The organism is Pseudomonas sp. PvP025 (assembly GCF_017832155.1).
In the GTDB taxonomy this organism is placed as follows: domain Bacteria; phylum Pseudomonadota; class Gammaproteobacteria; order Pseudomonadales; family Pseudomonadaceae; genus Aquipseudomonas.
Genome location: NZ_JAFIBJ010000001.1, coordinates 1,190,535 through 1,209,887, shown reverse-complemented (window position 1 = coordinate 1,209,887; position 19,353 = coordinate 1,190,535). Strand labels below are relative to the sequence as shown.

Below are 19,353 nucleotides of genomic sequence, written 5' to 3'. Positions count from 1 at the left end.
AGGAACAAAAACAGGTGACATCAGTCACCTGCCAGGTATCAAAATGTCGTAGCAAACACCAACTGGGTGTACACATTTGTATCGTTGTTACCCAACTGCGCCCCCCCCTTCTCTGCGCTCTTGTCTGGCTGGTAGATGCCTAACAACGGCAAAACGGTCAAGTGCTGATTAACGCGCCATTCGGCATACAAGTCGATTTCATGACCATCGCTGTTACGCACGTTACGATCAATGGTGTCGTAATTAAAGTACATGGCTCCGAGGGTCAGGCTTTCCAAAGGAGAGACCTTGAACGTGACGTTCTGGATACGAGCATTATTATTGAAGGGCCCGGCATAGTTACTTGCCACCTCACCTTGGAACCATGTGCCATAGCCACGGCCCGTTCCATAAAACAAGGTGTCATAACCCTCTGAAAAGCGGCTGTAGCGATAGCTGGCGCTCGGCTTCCACGGAGCATCAGCAAAGGTCCACCCTGCTTCCAGATACCAAGCGTCCTCATTCGCCGCATTCGGTTTGTTTTGCCTGGCGTATTCACCCGACAAAAACAGGTTTTCCACGCCCGCATTACCCACTGCGCGCACGCTGTAGGTCTTCATGCCGTCACGCTCAAGCTGCAGGGGCGAAGCGTACTGTTCAGCGATTTTCGTGGTGTTGACGTACGTCAGGCCAACCGTACCGGCTGCAGCCACGTGTTCCAGCGCACCGACGTACATCTCGGTATTGGCCTGAGAGGGATTATCGGATTTAAGCCACATCAGATCGCCACGCCAGCCCTCTTTACCGCCAATGCGCAACACGGCTGTCTTATCGAACGCTTTGCGGGCAGCCACGTAGAAAGCACCTCCACGATTGTACTGTCCGTCGCCGAGGCCGCGACCCGCACTGAAGGCGTCGCCCTGAATAAGGAAGCCGTCGCCCACTGCAATATTCTGTCGACCGAATGAAAAGTCGATGCCGTCTTTGCCAAGGACTTCAAACAGGTTGCCCGAGCGCCATCCCAGATAAGCATCTTCAATCTTGGTGGTGCGCTCAGATCCATCAGTGTAGCCTGCAGCGTCCCCGTCCCCCCAAGTGGCCGAACTGACCAGTGAGAAGGCGCCATAGGCCGTCCCTGCGCCTCGCAATCCCTGATCGCCGCTCACGCCATACTTGATGTAGCCCTCTCTCCATGAGGACGCTCCCTGTGTTAACCGGCCAGAGGCTGGATAACTTTCCCGACTGTGGAAAACGCCAAAAACCGCATCCAGGTTAGCATTGACATGGGTGTCATCTCGGGAAAAAAGCTCGTAAGCGCCCGCGGGAGTTGTAGCATTGAATAGTGCAGCGAGGGTAAAAAAGTGAAGCAGGGAATATCGACGCATGGTTGCATTTCCATTTTTTTTATTGGGTTAAGCGATACATTAAATGGGCTATTGCTCACCTGCATTTAAAGGCCGCCAGGATTCTGCAGTCGTTGGGGTAGTCAATGCGAACTACTGTTTAATAGTGCGCAGTCTATGCTTTAAACATCTGTTGCGTTTTTAAATTTTCACCTCCTCGCGATAGCTTGCTTGAATAGCTCTCTACCAGGCCTAACATGAGCATTATTATCTGTAAAGCAATCGCCTGATTGTCTGACGTACTTTTTTGTAGAGCATGTGTCAAGTATAAGAAGGGCTAGAAACTTAACCATGCTGAACCAACAGAAAACGCCCGCTTCTACAGAGACTGATATTTAAATCTATAACCGATACCCTCAGCAGACACTGTTTAAGCCCTATAAGGTGCCTTCCGATCAAAACGCTTGGCAAGTGTCAGAAGGCACCGCTCTTATAGCCGGCAGAAACAGTGCGGACACTCCTCGTCTCCGGCACCCGAACTTTCAACTTAAAGTATATAACCGATCCCAGCGAGCGCGTCGTCAGCATTAATCAACCGGATCAACTTACGCTGAATCTTGAAAGTGTCACTGACGCGCTCAAGCTCGTAGACGATGTCCGCGCTGTAATGTTTGAGCGAGTCCTTACGGAATTCGCGCAAGTTTTGCGCGCAACGGACCGTCACTTTTTCATTGCTTTCGAACAGCACACGAAAACGTGACAGGGTGCGCACGGTACGCGGCTGCGGGCTGGTGGAAATCGAATCACCTCCGGTCAGACGCTGGATTCGTAACTGACGCATGTGATGATCGTCATAGGCGTAGTTGAGGGTGTTTTCGAAGTCTTCTTCCTTGGGATTGATCGGGATAATGTAAGTACCCTTTTCGTTCCACAGGCTCAACCAGGTTTCGAATTCGCCATGGTCGAGCATGTCGCCTTCAGCCCAGATAAAAGCGGTGACTTGATTCAGTAATTGCAGGTTCATTTACTTAGTCTCTGCCATCATCATCTTTTTCCACTGCTGGTAAGCAGCGCGCATGCCGGTCTCGGCGCTTACGTCGCTGACCAGCCCGTCTTCGGTCGGTTTCTCACCCGGCAGGCCACGGTTCAACATGATCCACAGGTCTTCGCCAGCACTGGCGCCTTTCTGCACACGCTCCCAGGCTTCGGAATCGTCCGGAGTACCAAAGCCCATCGGCCCCTGGAAGTGCTCATGCAAACGCAGGCGGTAGCGGTTGGCTATAGCCGGGCCGCCGTCCATGGTGATTACCGAGTGATGAATTTCCGTCTCTGTCACCGATATCGGTTGCAGCGCGCGAAAAAACGCCATGGAACAGGCAACGTTGGGGAACAGGTTAAGATTGAAACCCGAGCCACCGACAGCACGAACAATACGGCGTACTTGCTGCTCTTTGATACCGTCTTCGCGCAATTGCGCAGCAAGCTCCTCGAAGCGCTCCGGGATCGGTTTGTCGAGATCGGCTTCAAGATCCACCAAGTCGGGGATCATCACCATTACGCTGTGCCCGTTACCAAGGTCTTCGACGTAACCCGGCCCTTCAACGAAGTCGAAAAGTTTAAGGGTTTGCTCATCTACCGATGCCAGGAATGACTTGTGCACCAGCGGGAAGTGGTAGGCGTCTGTGGTATTTTCCAACTGGATTTTCCAGTTGCCCGGAAAACGGAAACGGTGCTCGCCTGGGACCTTGATCGGGTAACCGGCGCCCTGTTTCATGAACAGGTCGATCCATTTCTTGGCAGGCCCGAGGAAGTCGACCAGTGGTTCGATGTCATCCTTGAGAGTGGCAAACAGCATGCCCGCATATTCTTCAACACGCAGGCTGACCAGAGGCAGCTCGCCCTTATCGAGGCAATCACCGTAGCTTTCAGGGCTCGGCACACCACGCAGTGAACCATCCAGCGCGTAACTCCAGCCGTGATATGGGCAGACAAAGCTGTTGGTCTTGCCCTTCTTGTGTTCGCATACCGTAGCGCCGCGATGGCGGCAGCGGTTGAGGTGCACATGGACCTGTTTCTTGCGGTCGCGCACCACGATCACCGGCTGCTTGCCGATGTAGGTGCTTTTGTAGCTGCCCGCCTCCGGGATCTCGCTGACGTGCGCGACCCAGACCCAGGTACTGTAGAAAATCTTTTCCAGTTCCATGTCAAACAGCTTGGCATCGGTGTACAACGACGTGTGCACGCGGTCGTGCTTGACCAAGCTTGCGGGCTCCATATCAAGCCCGACAACGTTAATTAAATCGCTCACAATTAATTACCTTTCTATCGCAATGTGACGAGAGTTATTTTGAAATAACCTTAAGCCCGCACCCACACCTCATCAACCGCCGACCGCGAGAGGTTTATTGTTTTAAAGACAACAAGCGTCAATCCACCTGGATCAAGCTTAACGGCGGTGTAGGCATGGCCTATATCATTTGATCCCGGACGAGTCAGCTTTCCTGATGCGCCCCTTGATTATCCCGTAGATAAATAAGACAACCAGAAGTAATGGAGTGCCATTGACCCAGGCAGATTCACTGCCCGTTAGCATGCCGTAATTATCGTAGATGAGATAAACGGCAGTACTCAGCCCAGCCAGTGCGATGAGCGGGCTGAGTAACGTTTTAAAATACCGTTTATCGTTGGCTCTTTTGAAGTGAACGACGACCCCCAATGTGACAAATGTCTGAAGCCCTATCAATCCAAGCGTCGACAATGCCACCGTTACGGGAAACAAAAATACAAAGGCGTCATAGCCCAGGGAGGAAGAGACGATAATGGTCAGCGCGACGAGCACGGTTACAAGAAGACTTGCATTGGCTGGAGATTTTTTCGTTTCATGAACATGTGAAAGAACATTCGGCAAGTGCCTGTCTTTGGCCAAAACTTGAACATACCGCGTCGCAGCATTATGCAGTGACAACAAACAGCAAAAGTTGCTGGTGCACAGCATGAGGGAAACAATTGTCGCCATCGTGCTACCCAAACGAGTCGTGAACAAATTGATGACCAACCCGCCCTTCGCTATTGCTGCCTCGTCCTTGATGGAGTCAAACCCAACCTCACCGATGATCAGCCAGATAATGATCAAGTAGGCGACGCCTACCAAAACGACCGCCAAACGAGTGGCATGCGGAATGGTTTTTGCTGGCTTCCTGGCTTCCATCGCATAAAGCGCGGCGGACTCGACACCGAGGAATGATGCCAGCGCCACCATGAGCCCAACCCCCAGCCCCGGCAACATTATTGCGTCTACCGAGATGGCTTGAACCGGGAAGGCGTTAAGACCTTTATCCAAGAATATGGAAATACCCAGTAGAAAAAGCACAAAAAACTCTGCAAGCACCAAAGGCACGAGGATCTTTGCCGCAAAATCAATATTCGCCCGACCCAGGTAACAAATCGCCCCCACGTATAAGACGGTCCATGCTGCCCAGCCGATATCAATACCAAACCCTTGCATGGTCATATTCGTGTAATACCCGGACGCCACAGCAATCGCCGTAGTAATCGCCAGATAAGAGGCTAAGGCAACCCATGCCGCCCCCGCTCCTACGCCCCGTCCAAAGATCACCGTGAGGTACTTGTAAAATGCGCCGGCCCCCGGGACCGCCCGGATTAATTCGCCATAGCCTATCGAGAAAAAAATCATCAGAATTCCCGCCAGCAGGAATGCTCCGGCAAGGCCAGCGCCATTACCGTGCTCAAAAGCGATGGGGGCCGCGGTGAGAACCGCCCCTAACGGTCCTGCGGCTGCAATCACCAATAACGCGATTTTATAAGCACTTAGATTACCTTCTAATTGCTGGCCGCCTGCAGGCACATCTGCAGATAGGGGTTCGGATAGCTCTGTCATCCCAATTCTCCACTCTAATTATTTTATGAATAACGGAAATAAATCGATGCAGCAGCGTCCTTGCGGACCAACGCGAGCGCTCCTCAAGCGCAAGCGATACCTGCCCGCTGCCCCTGAAAACCGCAGCCTGGCTATTCTTTATATCGCTCTTCACTCGTTGCCAAGTTCACCAAACTCTTATCTTGCCAAAAGGCGGGTACTCAGAAACTCAAACCAATCACTTGTCTTCGATGACACGATTCATGACGCCTATTCAACGAGGCATCAATGTCCAGTGTATATTCCTGGCCTTGGCAATCGGATTGAATCTGGTTCAAGCGTATCCTTCTAATTGTCGGCGCGATGTAGATTGCGCATCACAGGTAGCCGGCTTCATATGGGTGTACGGCCTACCGGTATCCTTGCAGTACTTCGCCACGAAAACGATGACACCGTAAGCGACATTCGTTGTACAGATTGCAACGCTGCAACCTTTTGGGTGACATCCCTGATCAGGTCCTTGGTCACCCGAGAAGGAACTGAGTCACTTTTTGATTGCACCGCCTGACCCGCGTGCTTGCTGCGCTCGATGACGAACGCTGATTTATTCAAAGGAACGCACCAGCAATGGCACACAGACGTGCATCGTCACCCTTTGCTCCGATGAGTTGCAGGCTGGTTTTAATGGAGGAACCCGGATAGGGAATTGGCACACTCAATGCCGGGTGCCCGCTCAAGTTGAACGGCCTGAGGAAGCGCGTCAGATCGATCACCGATTCACCCTTGCATAAATCAACCAATAGCGGTGGCAGACGAGGCAAACTCGGAAGGACAAGTGTATCGAAGCGCTCCAGTAAATGGTCTACCTGTTCGCTGAATGCCATGCGCACCGCATCCGCAGCTTGTACGGCTACGGCATCAGTATTGGCCGCACGCAGTAACCTCGCCTCAATATCGGCACCCAGTAAAGCCTGGCCGGTGTAATGACCATAAGCAGCCCACGTTTCAGCATTAATGACGGTCAATGCAGCTTCGAATGCCTGATCAAGAAGCGGCAGCGTGACGACTTCCCAGGCCCAGCCGCGACGATTCATCTCGTCCCGTATGGCTTGCTCAATCGCCGGATCGCAAGAGACATTGACTAAACCTACCCGAAATTTCCCGAGAGGCTTATGCGCCGAAAAAGTTGAGTCCATTGACGTCATCGCAGCCACGATCGTCTCGAGATCACGAGCCATGGGCCCTACAACATCAAGAGAACTGGAAGCCGGATACACACCGTGACGACTCAAACGACCGAACGATGGCTTGAGACCCAAGACCCCACAGCAGGCAGCCGGCATGCGCACAGAACCTCCTGTATCAGTACCCAATGCCACATCCACATTTCCCTGAGCAACGATGACCGCTGAGCCACTGGAAGACCCACCAGGTATCCGATCCGGTGCCTGTGGATTAACTGGCGTTCCAGCCCACTCGTTGATACCGGTCACACCGAAAGCCAGCTCATGCAGCACAGTCTTGCCAATGATTTGCCAGCCATCGTCGAGAAGCGCCTCCACAACAGTTGCATGGTCTTGGGCTGGCGGGGCGTGTTCGAAAGCACGACTCCCACACCGTGTTGGCCAACCTGCCACATCCAAAGAATCTTTGATGGCGACCGTCCGACCCGGCCCCCCGATGCAACCTTCAATGACCAGCGGGCTCACAGTGACGCCTCCTGGACATTCTCGAGACGAAAGGCATCAACGCGTTCAGTTGAAAAAGAGGAGATGCGCCAGGCGCCTGCCTCCCAGAGAAAATCAACGCTGAGGGCGGCGACAATTGATCCTGATTGGCCAGATTCGTAGCGACTGAGTTGCTGCATTACCCATCGGCCTTTGGCTTGAAAACCATCGACAGATATCTGCTCACCGGAAAGAAAGTGCATATTTGACAGAAAGTGTGGAGCTGGCGGCAGGTAACTCATGAGCATCGCCACTATCGCTTTGCGTCCGTCTAGACGACCAAACTTAAGGGCATACCGAGATCCGACCCCCTGCCACACTGCGTCCTGGCAGAACAATTGGCCCAGCTCGCTTTCACGTGTTTCAGGCCCGGGAACGTCGCACAAAAACATATACCGATTCAGTAAATGGCGAACCGCAGATTCGGCCTCAAGTACCCGAATACGCTCTTCCAGCAGGGAAATGTCAGAAATGAGGGGAATCATGAAAAGGCTCCTGTCGAATTTGCAAAAACAAGACAAGGAAATTACTGACATAGAAATCGGGCCACAATCACAGTAACCAGGGATCATGTTGCTTTTTAGGCAATGACGTTGATCGGTGCTTGACCGGAATAGCCTCTATACCCTGCTAGCGCAAGCGTTGTCATTACCACAACAAGTGTCGCCTCGAATGTCATCGAGTTCAAAAAATCGAACTGTAGGATAAGCGTGGTCTGTTACCTAGTTTAGCTTGAGCGCCAGAACTCATGCCGAATGCTCCAAGGCTGATTGGGAGCAGTTAAGCGCCGAAAAAAGCGCCTAACCGTCATGGCTCACCCGATTATTCGAAGGCCCTGCGGTTTGGACCGTTCGATTCAGAATGACAACGGCGTTGAAGGTTAGAGCGCAACCGGTCAGATCACGTCCCCGCTGAGAAGGGTTCGCATCAGCGGCAAGAGCAGTATTTCAAAATGAGCATCAACGACTATGCACAACTTACCAAATATTGATTTCATCTACCTCTCTGAACCGGACATGATTCAGGCGGGCGTTACCAATATGGCAGCCTGCGTTGACACGATGGAAGAAATGTTTTCCCTGATGTACCACGGCGACTACCGCATGGCAGGTCCCAATAACAATTCCCACGGATCTGTGGTGGTATTTCCCGAAGACTCACCTTTTCCGGACATGCCTAAACCTACCCCCGATCGACGCTTCATGGCGATGCCTGCGTACCTTGGCGGTCAATTTCGGACGGCCGGGATGAAATGGTACGGATCCAATATCGCGAATAGAGAGAAGGGTCTGCCCCGCTCCATCCTTCTGTTCGTACTCAACGATGCCGATACGGGCGCTCCTCTGGCAATCATGTCAGCGAATCTTCTTTCTGCTTATCGAACAGGCGCGGTGCCTGGCGTAGGCGCTCGCCATCTGGCCAAAAAGAATTCGAAGGTGGTTGGCATTCTGGGTCCAGGCGTGATGGCGAAAACCTCACTTTCGGCATTCGTTGCCGAATGTCCTGAGATTGACACAGTTAAAGTCAAGGGCCGCGGCCAAAAAAATATCGATGCGTTTACATCGTGGGTTCGTGAGACTTTTCCGCAGATTGTCAACATTCATGTGGTTGACACCAACGAAGCTGTGGTACGCGACTGTGACATCGTCACCTTCTGCAATTCCGGAGCAATTGGTGACGCCTCTGCCTATCCTGTGGTGAAGCGTGAATGGGTAAGCCCTGGTACGTTCCTGTCCATGCCCGCCTTGACGAGTATCGATGAAGGCATGCAGTCACCCGACATTCGCAAGGTTCTGGACAATCCTTCTCTCTACCAGGCATGGCATGAAGAAAATCCCAAGCCAGTGCACAACATCGTGCCAGTAGTGGGCATCCAATTCCTGGATCTGATCGACGAAGGAAAAATGTCACCTGACCAGCTCGAGGATCTGGGCAAGATTGTTGTCGGTGAAGCACCCGGCCGTAAAAACGACGATGAAATCATCATCATGTCGGTCGGCGGTATGCCAGTAGAAGATGTTGCGTGGGGCACCGTGATTTATCGGAACGCATGCGAAAAAGGCATAGGCGTCAAACTTAATCTCTGGGAAACCCCAACGCTAAGTTGAGCCCGCACGGCCACCGCGCCTTCTGAGTCTTCATTGAATATCGGACACTCCACATGAAAGAAGTTATCGACGTTATTAAAGTTAAAACCGGATCCAAGTTTGAGGAGCTGGGTAGCTATTCGCGCCTGATCGCCGTCGGCGATCTGATTTTCGTATCCAATACCGCCGGCCGCAATCCCGCCACAAAGGAAATGCCCGAAGACCCGGCTGAGCAGACGCTTCAAGTCTTGGCCAATATAGAACATGCCCTTTCGGCCGTTGACGCTTCGCTTGGCGATATCGTTGCCGCGCGCGTGTTCATACCGTTTGCGAAGGACATAGATATCGTAATGGCCACCTACGCAGAAAAAATGCGAGGCATTAATCCAACGCTGACGCTGACCAGCCCTCCCCTGGGATCTGAGATATACAAAGTTGAAATTGAAGTCACCGCCTATCGCGGGGTTTCAAAGGCCGATGTCAAAGAAATCACGATTACTCATAATAATACGTGACACTTAGCAGCCTCAGGGCGCAGCGATTCAGTGCACTTTCGATAACGTATACAATATCAAGGATAAGAAACTTGGCCCCCTCTATCTCTCCCGTTCAGACTTCTGTCGTTCTTCCTGCCTCCACGACAGTGGTGGTGATCGGAGGGGGCATTATCGGACTCACCGCGGCATTGTCGCTGGCAGAACGTGGCATACCCGTCACAGTACTTGAAAAGGGCCGAATTGCTGGCGAACAATCCTCGCGAAATCTGGGTTGGATCCGGAAAATGGGGCGGGACAAACTGGACCTCCCTCTTTCAATCGCTGCAGAAAAACTCTGGGGCACCATGGCGCAACGGCTCAATGCCGATGTTGGCTACAGACAGACCGGTATTTTGTATACCGCCAGTTCAGCCTCAGAAATGGCTTCACATCAAGAATGGTTGAACTCAGTCGCTGATGCCTCGCTCGACTCACGCCTGGTCACGGCGAGAGAAATCGCTGATCTTTCTCCAGGGTGCACCGTCGATTGGGCAGGCGGAATTTATACAGCCTCTGATGGCCGAGCAGAGCCTACTCTTGCCAGCAGCGCCATCGCACGGGCGGCTATTGCAAAAGGCGTTATCATCGTGGAGAACTGCGCGGTGCGAACGCTTTCCATGTCGGCAGGCAGCGTAAGCGGTGTTGTAACCGAGCGGGGGGAAGTGCGTTGCGATAACGTAATCCTTTCCGGCGGCACGTGGTCGAGACGCTTCCTGGCTACCTTGGGTGTTCCCCTCTTGACGTTGCCGGTAGTCGCCTCAGTCCTTCGAACGGCTCCGCTGACGATAGAGGGAATGACTGAGATCGCGGTAGGAACTCCAGATATCTCTTTTCGCAAACATCAGGACGGCGGATATATCATTACGAACCGGGGAGCTTTCATGGTGCCGATCGTACCTGACAGCTTGCTGATCGGGCATCACTACTTTTCCACACTGCGTTCCCAATGGAAAAACATGAATCTTTCCCTGGGACGAGAGTTCATGACAGAACTGGCCCTGTCGCGACGCAGTTCTGATCAAGGTAGCTCTGCTTTCGAGCGGAGACGGACAATAGACCCAAACGTCAATCACGGACTGAATCGGGCTGCATTACGCAATCTCACTGAAGCTTGGCCCGCCTTTAAAAAAGCCACCATAGAGCTCGAATGGGCTGGCATGATCGATGTAACGCCGGACGGCCTCCCAGTGATATCCCCCGTGGATAAAATCCCGGGCTTGACGCTTGCTTCCGGATTCTCAGGGCATGGTTTTGGCACCTCTCCAGCAGCCGGACAACTGGTCGCTGATCTCGTCACTGGCGACACACCCATAGTTAATCCCGCACCGTATCACCTCAAGCGCCAGCACAGCTGATCAAGCCAGGAAATCAGGGGTACCTCAGCAATCAAGCGTCCCATAGAACGTTAAACATGCAACCTGGAACCGCAAATTTCGGCGCAGACAGAAAAGCCTTCTTAGATCAAAAAGCTATAAAAATATTGTAGGTCACTGACCAAAAAAACTAGCCCGCGGTATTGCTTCCCGGCATTCACTAGCATAGATTCGTCAGCATAATAAAAACTTGATGATGCGAACCGTGCGAGGCACCCATGATGAATTCCCAAACTGAGCTTCAAGATCAACGCTTCAAGTATCTGTATTTAAGCTCCAGATTGGGAACCATGCGCGCGGCGGCCGAAGAGCTGGAGCTCGCCGTCTCCTCCATCAGTCGCCAGATTGCAAAACTGGAGTCCGATCTCGGTATTCAGCTCATACAAGAAGGTACTCACAGGATCTGCTTGACCGCCGCTGGTCAGGCTGCAGTTGATTATTATGTTGAGCGTATGGGTCATCACAATCTACTTTTGAAAAAACTCGGCCAACTCAAAGAAGGATATTTAAATAGAACAAGTATTGCGGTGGGCGAAGGACTGCTTAGCACTCAGGCCATAGGTGAGCTTTATCAATTTTTCAAAGCTAACCGACAATCGCACACTGAGCTTTTGATTGCGCCCTCTCACGAAGTTGAGCGAATGGTCGCTGAAGACGAAGCAGACATAGGATTGGTGTTTTCCCCTACCAAGACCGCAAACATCAATAGGCTCCATTCTTTCGATCAACCCATGAGAGCTATTGTCCACCCCGACCACCCGCTGGCGGGCAGATCGATACTCAGTCTTCAAGACTTGGCTGACGAAGATATTGTTCTACCCCCCCCTGAGTACCGGATCAGAGGGATTATTGATCAGTTGCGAAGTGAAAGCAGCGCTCACTTCCAGCCTTACATTACTTCAAACTCACTGAAGATAATGTTGGATCTCACGCGCAACGGCATAGCCTCGACAATACTCAGTGACTTCCCCGTCATTGATGAGTTATGCAATGGCACGTTAAAAGCTATTCCTATCGATTATCACGCGCTGAATGTAACACAAGTACAAATTATTTCGCGCCAATCCAGGAAGCTGTCCCCTCTTTCGCGTGATTTGGTGCATTACTTGGCAATGGCGATAAACGCACAGATTCGGCGCATTCGTGATTGCAACAGCAGAAACCCCAATAAGATTTTCTTGGTTCGGAAAAATGCCATCGCTACGGCAGTTGACTAGCCTCTTTTTTCTGAGCGATATTTTCCATGATTCTCCATATGATTGATTTAGCGTCTTGAACTATTCGTTCATAATTCTGTGCATCCGGCCAATCCACCATGTAAAGCACCATAATGCCATCGATGTGTAACAGCACCTGGGTTGCGACCCGTTTTATGGTCTCACGCGATGCATCAGGGTAAACCCTGGTAAGGATTGTCGAAAATTTTCGCCTATTGACTCTGTACAGTTTACGCTGAAAAAGGCGAGCCTCTACATCCCGGAGTGCCATCCCCCAGAGCTCGACGAAGATAGCTGTAACATCCAGTCGCATGAGATCGCTAAATAAATAATCCAACACAGCACACATCTGTTGCTCGGGACTGTTATAGGACTCCATCATTATGAGTTTATAATTTCTCAGATAGTCATTTACGGTGTACCTGACCATCTCCAAAAATAGTTGATCTTTGGTCGGAAAAAAATATTGAAGATGACTCAGCGACATATCGACTTTTTTAGCCACGCTTCTCATACTGAATCCAGCATTTCCCGAGTCGAGAAATACCATCCTTGCCTCGACCAAAATAGCCGTACGCCTCTCTTCAGTCTTTTGATTGTTTTTAGCAATCCTCATTGAGAATTTCCTTTTTCACCTAAAAATTTCCAGAAATTATACAACACTCTTAATTCGCCTTAAAGCCCATACTTGCTTGTATTACATACAGGTCAGATATACCTGGCCGGTTAGATGCACTACTTTTTTACCCGATATCGTCGTCTAAGCTTAGTGCAGTTGTGGTCCATGGCCTAGGGCACGATCAGCAAAAACCAATCCGTCCTACACGCAAGTGAGACATTGGACGCACCACCTGGATGATTCGCCTTTGTTGCAGCAAGGGCAACAATAGGTACCTCTGCTGTCATTGTTCAACTCTTGACGGTGCGGGATATTAATTTCCATTATATTCCGCTAGTACGATAGCGGCCCCTGAAACAATAACAATGGGCATTCGATCATGACATTGGCAAATAACTACGAACACCTCAGCGCTGGGGCTAAATCCAGGATCGGCAAACGCACTCAAATCTTCATTAATGGTGAGTTCAGGGACCCGCATTCAGAAAAATACTTTTCTATCGCCGATCCTAGTAACGGTCTTGAATTAGGTCAAATCGCACAGGCAGACCAATTTGACGTCGACCTGGCAGTGGCCGCTGCACGCAAGGCATTTGAAGACAGCACCTGGTCCAGAATGAGACCCTACCAACGTGAAGCTTTGATGCTGCGGCTAGCTGATTTGATTGCGGAAAATGCTCAGGAGCTTTCTGAACTCGAGACGCTCAGCAGTGGCCGCCTTATTCGAAACACTCGCGCATTCGATGCGGACCTGTCGGTTTATACGCTGCGTTATATGGCGGGGTGGTCCACCAAAATCTCTGGAAAAACCCTGGATTTGTCCGTTCCTTACCTTCCGGATCAAAAATTCTTTGGTTTCACAAAACGATCGCCTCTGGGTGTCGTAGCAGCAATTACCCCGTGGAACGTGCCGCTTTGCCAAGCGGTCTGGAAATTGGCACCTGTTCTTGCAACGGGGTGCACTGTTGTTCTCAAGCCCGCTGAGCAAACCCCGTTCACTACTTTGCGCCTGGCGGAGCTGTGTAATGAAGCTGGTATTCCACCTGGAGTTGTCAATGTCATTACCGGCCTAGGTCATGAAGTGGGTGCGGCGCTTGTTGAGCACCCTGGCGTGGACAAGATAAGTTTTACAGGCTCGACCGAGACAGGGAAACGAATCGCCGCAATAGCAGCGCCCCTGATGAAAAAGTACACGCTTGAACTCGGCGGAAAGTCACCGGTCGTCATCGCCGAAGATGCCGATCTGAACATCGCTATTCCCGGCGCTGCCTGGGCTATTTTCGGCAATCATGGTCAAAACTGCTGCGCAGGTTCTCGGCTGTACGTCCACGAACGCCACTACGCCGAAGTCACTGCGGGAGTCGCTGAAATCGCACGGACCATCAAAATTGGCCCGGGTCTGGATTTAAGTTCGCAGATGGGCCCACTCGTTCATCACGCCCACCGCGACAAGGTTATGAGCATGATCCACCAGGGCCTTGAGTCCGGTGCAGAATTACTGTGTGGGGGCGAAACGATCAACAGCCCTGGTGCTTATATTCAGCCTACCATTTTGACCGACCTTACAAACAACAGCATCACATCCCAAAAGGAGATTTTTGGGCCGGTGCTAACAGCCTTTTCCTTCAAGGACGACCGTGAGGTTATCCAGCGCGCCAATGCGACCTCATTTGGTTTGGGAGCCAGTATCTGGACCAAAAACGTCGATCGGATCACGAGCTTCTTCGGCGGCGTGAAGGCAGGCACTATCTGGATCAATAACCACAATGTGCTGGATCTCAGTCTCCCCTTCGGCGGCATGAAGGATTCGGGCGCAGGTCATGAATTGGGTGAAGAAGGCTTACTCGCCCACACGTCACTCAAGGCCGGTGTTATGCGTGTTTTTGATCAGGCTGAATGAAGATTGGCGAGCTTTTTTTAAACCATCAAGATGAATTGTCTTCCCGCGTGCGTACAGGTATTACCCGATGAATGAACTCCTAAACGTAGTCGTGCTTAAACGAGTGCTGCAAGGTGATGATGTGGTCGTCATCGAGCTGGCGCGGGCAGACCGCGGCAATTTGCCGACCTTTGAAGCCGGTGCCCATATTGATGTGCACCTCCCCTCAAGTGTGATCCGCCAATATTCGTTGTGCGGAGATCCCGCTGACGCAGGCATTTATCGCCTTGGGGTATTGAGAGATCCTCAATCCAGGGGGGGATCCATTGCAGTCCATCAGGAATTGCTTGAAGGCGTAAAGGTCAACATTAGCCTGCCTCGTAACCATTTCCCGCTGGACTTGAATGCCGAACGTTCAATCCTGCTCGGAGGGGGTATTGGCATCACACCGATGCTGGCCATGGCCTATGCGCTTGAAGCCAAGGGCAAGGCGTTTGAAATGCATTATTGCGCACGCTCACGTAGCCGAAGTGCGTTTCTTGAAGAGTTGGAGGGCTCCGTATTTTCCCAAGCCGTCCAGCTGCACTTCGACGATGAACCTGAAAGCAAACTGGACCTCAAACGCGTATTAGGAGGCAGCCAGGAGACGGCTCACATCTATACATGCGGCCCGGGAGGTTTTATGGAGTGGGTTATCAATAATGCTCTTGAACTCGGCTACCCTGATGCACACATTCACCGCGAATACTTTCAGGCCGACATTGATACCAATGGGTCTGGTTTTGAGGTTGTGGCGGCGCGCAGCGGTAAAACCGTCAATGTCATGACCGGGCAGACCATTTATCAAGCACTGGCTGAAGTAGGTATTGATATCGAAATATCCTGCGAGCAGGGTGTTTGTGGCACATGCCTTTGTGATGTTTTAGAGGGTGAACCAGACCATCGAGATGTGTATCTCACTGCTGATGAAAAAGCGGCGAACGATATGATATTAGTATGCTGTTCACGATCAAAATCTCCACGATTGGTGCTGGACATATAACGTCAAAATGGGTGCACCGCCGGCGTCATTTGCCTTGGGCGTCCTCAGCAATGTAATGACACACACAGGCTATGGCGCAGGGGCTATCATGCTTTGCCGCTCAAGCAAACCCATTGAGCCCACCGGGATTTTTTCCTGCCATATCGGCGATTGAAATCCCTCTGTCTTACACATGACTACTGCTTTGCGCCGGTTAGTGTTGGCGCTATCCATTCGGCAGTTTCAATCCAGCGCTGCCTGACAAAGTGCAGCTGAGAATTTTATGCTTAAGAATAACCTTCAGGGCTTATGGAAATATCGAGTGCCGTTGTTGGGCATATTCAGTATCGCGACTGCTCTTGTGCTGGCTTTTGCCTGGACAGGAGGATTCTTAGGCACCGGCGTTACCACAAAAGAATTTCTGGGTGATTCCCTGGATCATTTTCCGCCAGGCTATCGACGGGCCCACGGTAAGGGTATGTGTTTCAGTGGGACTTTTCATGCGAGCGGCGCAGCCGTCCCTCTGTCGACCTCACGTATTTTTCTACCGGCTAACATTCCCGCTGTCGGGCGTTTTTCAATCGGCACCGTGGACCCGCATGCGGCGGACAATTCGACGGCGACCGTCAGCATGGCACTCATGCTGGTAGGCGACGATAAGTCACAGTGGCGAATGAAGCTCAACAACGAACCCTACTTCGCGACTCGGGATGCTGAGGGTTTCCTGGCCCAGGTCGAAGCCTTTGAACCGGTGGCTGGGACTGGACAACCAGCCCCGGACAAGGTGGCCGCGTTTTTTCAAAAATATCCAGAGGCTCGCAAGTCTGTAGAGCGAGAGGCGAACGCAACTTGGCCGGCCAGTTTTGCAGGAACCGAATATAATTCCATCAACGCCTTCGTACTCATTGCAGCGGATGGAAAACGTCAACCTGTGCGCTGGTCCATGCGCCCTCGTGCGGCTGTAGAGATGTTGAGCAAAGAGGCTCATGCGCAAGCCAGTCATGACTTCCTGTTTGATGAAATAACTCAGCGTGTGGGTGTAGCACCCTTGTATTGGGATCTGGTATTCCAACTGGCCGAGGCAGGAGATCCGGTGAACGACCCTTCTCAACCATGGCCGAGCAATCGCAAGGAGGTAATCGCTGGGACGCTAGAGGTCAACCAGGTGGTAGAGCAAATTCATGGGGCATGTCGTGACATTAACTTTGACCCTACGCTTGTACCTTCAGGAATAGCACTTTCAGACGATCCGGTGCTTGCAGCCCGTGCGGGTATTTATTCCCAGTCCTATAACGCCAGGTTAAGAGAAATCGGTTTTGGTAAAGCCACTGACGCGGTTGGCAAAAAGGAAACCAAATAATGCATACCCAGCAGAAGCACACCGGTGTGCAAAATTTCAATTTCGCGGCACGGGTGCTCCATTGGCTCATGGCTGTACTTATCCTGGCCATGCTATTTATAGGCGTCGGCATGATGTCTTCTCTGAGCCTGCGTCCCTGGCTCATTGATCTTCATAGGCCTCTGGGAATCGCCATTCTTCTTTTGGCTATCCTGCGTCTAGGCAATCGGCTTTTAAGCGCCACGCCGCCATTGCCTGCCAGCGTACCGTACTGGCAGGCAATGGCGGCGCATGTCTCGCATCTATTGCTTTACATGCTGATGCTCTGCCTGCCACTGCTCGGCTGGGCGACGCTCTCTGCCGGCAATTGGCCTGTCACCATGTTCGCGGGCTGGAACCTTCCACCAATTGCTCCAGTCAGCTCCGTGCTTTACGCTTGGTTTCGGGCCGCACATGGGCTATTCGCCTGGCTTCTGTTTCTGCTTGTATTAGGACATCTTTGCGCAGCGCTGATACATGCCTGGATATACCGCGACGGCGTCTTCTCCAGCATCACGCGTAAGGCTCCTGGTAAATAATGACGCACATCAACATGGCCACGATCGATCTGAATCTTCTCAGGACTTTTGTGGCTATTTGGGAATACCGCAGCCTGACAATCGCGGCCGAACGCCTACACCTCAGCCAGCCCGCCGTCAGTCACGCACTGCGCCGACTACGTGATGTGTTTGACGATCCGCTGTTCGTACGAACAGCAACGTCGATGGAGCCTACTGACGCAGCTATTCGCCTGCACGGCCCCATTGAACATGCACTGATTATTATTCAAAGCGCATTAATGATGTTTTCGAACTTTGAACCTAAAACAGCGGATCGTACTTTTCGCATCTCCATGTCGGATATGTCGCAACTTTATGTGCTACCGACGGTGATGGAAGTGCTAGCGCGCGAGGCGCCGAAAGTACGCCTGGATGTGCGTCAAATGCCTATAGAACAACTGGCTATAGCATTGCGCAAAGGTGAAGTAGATATCGCGATAGGCTATCTAGTGGAACTTGGTGAAGAGTGCATCTACGAAAAATTTCTAGACGACGAATTCATTTGTTTGTTGCGCAACGGCCATCCTTTTCAGGAAGATGAATTGAGCGTTCAGGACATACTCGCCCTGCGCTATGTTGACGTTTCGAGCAATATTACCGGCCATGGCCTAACCGCCGATGCAGCATTCGGAAAGGCCGGCATTGCGCGCGAAATCGCTCTGAAAGTACCTAACTTCACGATCGCCCCGAAAATCGTTGCTAACACTAATCTGGCATTGATTCTGCCGCGTGTCATTGCCATGCAGCTAAACCGCGACCAGCGCTATCGGCTGCTGAGTCTGCCCATCGAATTGCCGTCAATCTCGGTGGGACTTTATTGCCATAGCCATTTCCTATCGGATGCCGGGATAACCTGGCTGCGCGGGTTAATCATTAGTCTGTTTGCCTCCGGCAGCCGTACTGGAGTTCACATCAAATGATGCGCGCGAGCATTATTCAAAACCATGTAACCCGCGAATGGGGAACTGCAATTATTCAGGACGCAGGAGTCTGCACGTTGGCGGCTGCAGCCCGCCCCAGACGGTGAAAGTTTCTCCCAAAGTAAATCAGACTCTCGCCCTCTTCACGGACCTGAATTTGGTTAATTTCGACAAATAATACCGAGTGCGATCCGACTTCCTTGATGTCTACTATGTTTCCTTCGAGGCTTGCTAGGGCGTCGTTCAACACCGGCAGGCCCGAGGAGCCTGTCCGCCAATCCTGGCCGGTAAAACGTTCAGCAGGCGGCAGGTCAGTCATACCAGCAAACTGTCGCGCAACACCCTCCAGATCACCGGTCAGTATATTTACGCACAACGCCCTGTTGCCCAGCAACGCCTCATGAATTGAACTGTTACGGTTGATGCAAACCAATAATGTTGGGGGCGTATCAGTGACCGAGCAGACCGCACTCGCAGTTAATCCGAAGCGACCATGGAGGCCATCGGTAGTAATGATATTCACCGCCGCAGACAACAATGACAGCGCTTGCCGAAAATGTTGTTTTGATTGATCGCTAACCATAACCTTCACCTTGTAATTATTGACTTGGTGAATCTATATTGAGACGGATTGTTCATCCGGTCAAATTCGCTTTACTCATACGAACTATTGACAGCAGGAATAGCCATCGCGCTTAAACGCCCTCCCCTTTAGAGGCGCATGGCACGACAGTTAATTCCCACAGATTATTAAGCTTATTCATATTCCGAATTTGATTTTTTCTTATCAGCTCACGCATCCTGAACGTGTATGCAGTCACCCTATCCAGAGAACAA

17 protein-coding genes are annotated in these 19,353 nt (G+C 51.7%); 9 read left to right on the top strand and 8 right to left on the bottom strand.

From position 1 onward, the window contains the following. Window positions 1-38: 38 nt before the first annotated feature. The 6 genes from JOE32_RS04785 to JOE32_RS04760 form a co-directional block, all read right to left on the bottom strand. Window positions 39-1,364 carry a hypothetical protein gene (locus JOE32_RS04785; protein ID WP_209981895.1) on the bottom strand — a complete coding sequence of 442 codons (1,326 nt, stop codon included), beginning with the start codon at window positions 1,362-1,364 and terminating at the stop codon, window positions 39-41. A 505-nt stretch (window positions 1,365-1,869) separates the two neighbouring features. Then, complete coding sequence (locus tag JOE32_RS04780) at window positions 1,870-2,346, bottom strand: aromatic-ring-hydroxylating dioxygenase subunit beta (protein WP_003173913.1); 477 nt, start codon at window positions 2,344-2,346, stop codon at window positions 1,870-1,872. After that, on the bottom strand, window positions 2,347-3,630 hold the full coding sequence (locus tag JOE32_RS04775; RefSeq protein ID WP_209981893.1) for an aromatic ring-hydroxylating dioxygenase subunit alpha: 1,284 nt from the start codon (window positions 3,628-3,630) through the stop codon (window positions 2,347-2,349). Between the two features lie 165 nt (window positions 3,631-3,795). Next, the gene (locus JOE32_RS04770) at window positions 3,796-5,220 is read right to left on the bottom strand and encodes an APC family permease (protein ID WP_065884345.1); all 1,425 of its coding nucleotides are present in this window, start codon (window positions 5,218-5,220) and stop codon (window positions 3,796-3,798) included. A gap of 587 nt (window positions 5,221-5,807) precedes the next feature. Then, window positions 5,808-6,908, bottom strand: coding sequence for an amidase (locus JOE32_RS04765; RefSeq protein ID WP_209981890.1), 1,101 nt, complete (start codon window positions 6,906-6,908; stop codon window positions 5,808-5,810). Further along, window positions 6,905-7,411: a nuclear transport factor 2 family protein gene (locus JOE32_RS04760; protein ID WP_003173917.1), complete on the bottom strand. Its 507-nt coding sequence runs from the start codon at window positions 7,409-7,411 to the stop codon at window positions 6,905-6,907. The genes JOE32_RS04765 and JOE32_RS04760 overlap by 4 nt, the downstream gene beginning before the upstream one ends. Window positions 7,412-7,894: 483 nt before the next feature. On the opposite strand from JOE32_RS04760, the gene JOE32_RS04755 reads away from it, so the two are divergent. The 4 genes from JOE32_RS04755 (at window position 7,895) to JOE32_RS04740 (ending at window position 12,139) form a co-directional block, all read left to right on the top strand. Continuing rightward, complete coding sequence (locus JOE32_RS04755) at window positions 7,895-9,034, top strand: tyramine oxidase subunit B (RefSeq protein ID WP_003173918.1); 1,140 nt, start codon at window positions 7,895-7,897, stop codon at window positions 9,032-9,034. A 53-nt stretch (window positions 9,035-9,087) separates the two neighbouring features. Next, entirely contained in the window at window positions 9,088-9,528 is a 441-nt protein-coding gene (locus tag JOE32_RS04750) for a Rid family hydrolase (protein WP_003173919.1), read from the top strand. Between the two features lie 71 nt (window positions 9,529-9,599). After that, window positions 9,600-10,904 (top strand): FAD-binding oxidoreductase, encoded by a 1,305-nt coding sequence (locus JOE32_RS04745; protein WP_124377926.1) that lies wholly within the window; start codon window positions 9,600-9,602, stop codon window positions 10,902-10,904. A 236-nt stretch (window positions 10,905-11,140) separates the two neighbouring features. Then, window positions 11,141-12,139 (top strand): LysR family transcriptional regulator, encoded by a 999-nt coding sequence (locus JOE32_RS04740; protein WP_232291304.1) that lies wholly within the window; start codon window positions 11,141-11,143, stop codon window positions 12,137-12,139. Here the strand turns inward: JOE32_RS04740 and JOE32_RS04735 are convergent. Next, window positions 12,123-12,755 carry a TetR/AcrR family transcriptional regulator gene (locus JOE32_RS04735; protein WP_003173921.1) on the bottom strand — a complete coding sequence of 211 codons (633 nt, stop codon included), beginning with the start codon at window positions 12,753-12,755 and terminating at the stop codon, window positions 12,123-12,125. The two genes, JOE32_RS04740 and JOE32_RS04735, sit on opposite strands and share 17 nt — an antisense overlap. 382 nt (window positions 12,756-13,137) lie before the next feature. Between JOE32_RS04735 and JOE32_RS04730 the strand changes: the two genes are divergently transcribed. From JOE32_RS04730 to JOE32_RS04710, 5 genes are all read left to right on the top strand, one after another. Next, window positions 13,138-14,658: an aldehyde dehydrogenase family protein gene (locus tag JOE32_RS04730; protein WP_209981888.1), complete on the top strand. Its 1,521-nt coding sequence runs from the start codon at window positions 13,138-13,140 to the stop codon at window positions 14,656-14,658. A 67-nt stretch (window positions 14,659-14,725) separates the two neighbouring features. Continuing rightward, window positions 14,726-15,679: a PDR/VanB family oxidoreductase gene (locus tag JOE32_RS04725; RefSeq protein ID WP_209981886.1), complete on the top strand. Its 954-nt coding sequence runs from the start codon at window positions 14,726-14,728 to the stop codon at window positions 15,677-15,679. 262 nt (window positions 15,680-15,941) lie between these two features. After that, window positions 15,942-17,018, top strand: a complete 1,077-nt coding sequence (locus tag JOE32_RS04720; protein WP_209981884.1) for a catalase family peroxidase — start codon at window positions 15,942-15,944, stop codon at window positions 17,016-17,018. Beyond that, window positions 17,018-17,575, top strand: a complete 558-nt coding sequence (locus JOE32_RS04715) for a cytochrome b/b6 domain-containing protein (RefSeq protein ID WP_042944675.1) — start codon at window positions 17,018-17,020, stop codon at window positions 17,573-17,575. Before JOE32_RS04720 ends, JOE32_RS04715 begins: the two co-directional genes overlap by 1 nt. A gap of 14 nt (window positions 17,576-17,589) precedes the next feature. Continuing rightward, window positions 17,590-18,516, top strand: a complete 927-nt coding sequence (locus tag JOE32_RS04710) for a LysR family transcriptional regulator (RefSeq protein WP_232291305.1) — start codon at window positions 17,590-17,592, stop codon at window positions 18,514-18,516. A gap of 55 nt (window positions 18,517-18,571) precedes the next feature. Here JOE32_RS04710 and JOE32_RS04705 read toward each other — a convergent pair whose 3' ends face one another. Beyond that, complete coding sequence (locus JOE32_RS04705) at window positions 18,572-19,099, bottom strand: flavin reductase (RefSeq protein WP_042944676.1); 528 nt, start codon at window positions 19,097-19,099, stop codon at window positions 18,572-18,574. Window positions 19,100-19,353: the final 254 nt, after the last annotated feature.